Raw genomic sequence first — 1,392 nt, 5'->3', positions numbered from 1 at the left:
CACAGCTACTACAGCGTATACTATGATGCCAATCCGAATTTTAAAAGGCCAATTGTCTTGACACCCGTTGACGGAGGCAGGAGGGGTATGAGAAATCCTTTAAGTGGTATTGCTGCCGAGAGGTTTGGAAACTTTAATAGTTATATTAACAGATCAAATAGTAGTGGGTTTTTTTTTGATTTTGCTCTTGATTTATTTTCGGCTTCAAGAAAGGGTATCACTTATTTATCTGGTAATGATATTAAATTAGCTTATTCTCAATGGTCAAGCCTAGCAAGAGGAGAAGGTTTTGCTATAAACTATGGTGCCGATGGTTCATTGAACTTTGATACATATAGATTTACAGCCGGTGGTGAAACGGGTTTTACTAGTACTAAGCTTACTGAGTCAATAAGTATAACCAAGATATTTTTTCAACTGGATATATTCGATGCAGATAAGCTTTTTGGCGAAAATGGTGAAGGTAGCCCCAATGCAGGATTGTTTAATCAAAAGAAGTTGTCTGAATTTACTTTGAATGTAAGCTTTGACCTTGAAAAAGGCTACTGGGATAATTTAGAATTTTCTGAAAATTGGCTTTTTTCAGCACCGGACTGGGGCGTTGATTATATTACCAATGGCATACAAGGTTATATCGAACGACATAAATTTTCAATAGGGATTGGTAGCGATAATTATGGTTCGTTTATAACCACAAAATTATCAAGCTCACCTACTACTTCGCTATTTGCTATGGGTACAGGCTATAATCAATATTGGGCTATGCGTGTTATTGCATCAGGAGATCCTCGAATAGATCCAGCCAGAGATGCCGTTATTGGTGCGAAGCCAAACTATACGCATAGTACAAAACACAAATACTACATTAACAATACCAACTTCGGACCTACTAATCTGGGATTTAGAGAAGTTAATAATATACCTCAAAATAAGATACTTAAAAAGTAACAAGTATGAGACATCTCTTCCTTAAAGTATTTCTACGTGTGCTAATAGTGGCAGGCTTAGTCGTAATAACTTATATGGTTAATTTGTCAAGTTCTGACAGTCTGAATTTGTACAATAGATACTCTGACTTGTATGATGACATCGGTACCAGTGATGCCTACAAATTATTATCTGAAGCAACTCAAATTGAAATGCAAAGTTTGAATAATAAGCTTAATGTTGGGGTTTCCAAGAGTCATAAAATTTCATCTCTGACCAAATTGATTGCAGTGATGATAATTTTGTTATTAGTCATAGTTACTGTTATTGATATTAGACAAAGTAAGATAATTAAAACCTAGCTTTGCCCCAAACTGGCGCAAGTCTGCGACTTGTGCCTAAGCGCGGAAGTTACTTCCGTGCTCTTGACTTTGGCTAATTACTAGATAATAAAAATAAGATGCT

The 1,392-nt window shown here is 35.9% G+C and carries 1 protein-coding gene; it reads left to right on the top strand.

Going from position 1 to position 1,392, the window contains the following annotated elements:
* Positions 1 to 87: 87 nt before the first annotated feature.
* The gene (locus tag C900_RS27800) at positions 88 to 948 is read left to right on the top strand and encodes a hypothetical protein (RefSeq protein ID WP_157494298.1); all 861 of its coding nucleotides are present in this window, start codon (positions 88 to 90) and stop codon (positions 946 to 948) included.
* The last annotated feature ends 444 nt before the right edge of the window (positions 949 to 1,392 follow it).

It is taken from the genome of Fulvivirga imtechensis AK7, from assembly GCF_000331535.1.
Taxonomy (GTDB): Bacteria; Bacteroidota; Bacteroidia; order Cytophagales; family Cyclobacteriaceae; genus Fulvivirga; species Fulvivirga imtechensis.
This window is presented reverse-complemented; position numbering and strand designations above follow the sequence as displayed.